At 62.5% G+C, this 1,468-nt stretch carries 2 protein-coding genes; both read right to left on the bottom strand.

The window, feature by feature from the left end; genetic code table 11:
- Nucleotides 1–847: NtaA/DmoA family FMN-dependent monooxygenase (locus H8F21_RS29105; RefSeq protein WP_203585827.1), on the bottom strand; the 847-nt coding region annotated here is incomplete at its 3' end.
- Nucleotides 848–849: 2 nt separating this feature from the next.
- A partial coding sequence (locus tag H8F21_RS29100) for a TonB-dependent receptor domain-containing protein (protein WP_203585826.1) occupies nt 850–1,468 on the bottom strand: 619 nt, incomplete at its 5' end.

The following is a 1,468-nucleotide window of genomic DNA, read 5'->3' as shown; positions in this document are numbered from 1 at the left end:
CCTCAGCCTCGGTCTGTCCGACCACTACAAAAACGCCGGGCATGATTTTCAGCGAATTCTCATCGCGTCCGTACGCTTGAAGACGGCCCTTGAGGTCGGCATAAAACGTCTGGGCATTCTCCAGTGACGTCTGGGCGGTAAACACCACCTCAGCAGTTTGCGCCGCCAGCTCACGACCGGTTTGCGAAGAACCCGCCTGCACGATCACCGGCTGGCCTTGAGGCGAGCGCGCTACGTTCAGCGGGCCCTTGACGCGAAAGTGTTCGCCCACGTGGTCCAGCACATGCAATTTGGCCGGGTCGTAGTAGTTGCCGCTGGCCTTGTCGCGCACAAAGGCGTCGTCTTCCCAGCTGTCCCACAGGCCGGTTACCACCTGATGAAACTCGCGGGCGCGGCTGTAGCGTTCGCCATGGCCCAGGTGTTCATCACGGCCGAAATTCTGCGCTTCGGCGGCAGCGTCCGACGTCACCAGGTTCCAGCCCGCGCGCCCGCCGGACAGATGATCCAGCGAGGCGAATTTGCGCGCCACATGGTAGGGCTCGTTATAGGTGGTGGTCGCCGTGGCGATCAGGCCGATGTGGTCCGTCACTGCACTCAGCGCCGAGAGCAAGGTCAGCGGTTCGAAATGATCCGAACGCGCCATATGGCTGGCGATCTCACCCGTGGCGGCGGCAACGCTGTCGGCCACGAACAGGGCATCGAATTTCGCCGCCTCAGCGACGCGCGCCAGGTGTTTGTACTGGGCGATATTCAGCCCTGCATTCGCCGGCACATCCGGGTGGCGCCAGGCGGCGACGTGGTGCCCGGTGGCCATGAGGAAGGCGCCGAGTTTCAGTTGACGGCTCATGTTTAGAAGTCCTTGCGCAGTTGCACGCCGAAGTAACGTTCATCGTCACGGGGCACGGCGCGGTAGATGTAGTTGCCGCCGCTGGCCAGCATCGGCGAGTAAGACTTGTCGGCAAGATTCTTGGCCAGCAAGGCCACGCGCCAGCCGTTGGTGTAGTCGGCCAGGGCTACGCTGGCGTTCCAGATGCCGTAAGCCCCTTGCTTGGTGTCGACGTTCTGGCTGATGTCGTACTGCACTTCGCTTTGCCAGCTGTAGTCGGTGCCCAGTTCGATGTCCAGGCCGTTATCCAGCGGGATGCTGTAGTCGGCGCGTACGTAGCTTTTCCAGTCCGGGCTGTAAGGCAGCGGCTTGCCGTTGACGTTGCACGTAGCCGCGGCACCCGCCGGGCAGGCGAATTCATCGATGCGTGCACGGGTGTAGGCCAGGGCGCCGGAGAGCTTGAGTTGCTGGGTGGCCTGCAAGGCGTAATCCAACTCGACGCCTTCGGTGCTGACGCTGCCGGCGTTGATCAGGCGGGTCACTACCTGGCCGGCGACGGTGTCGAAAAAGTTGGCCTGGTAGTTGTCGTAGTCGCTGTGGAATACCGCGAGGTTAGTGGTCAGGCGATTGTTCCACGCGGTG

The organism is Pseudomonas arcuscaelestis (genome assembly GCF_016881005.1).
Lineage (GTDB): Bacteria > Pseudomonadota > Gammaproteobacteria > Pseudomonadales > Pseudomonadaceae > Aquipseudomonas > Aquipseudomonas arcuscaelestis.
This window is presented reverse-complemented; position numbering and strand designations above follow the sequence as displayed.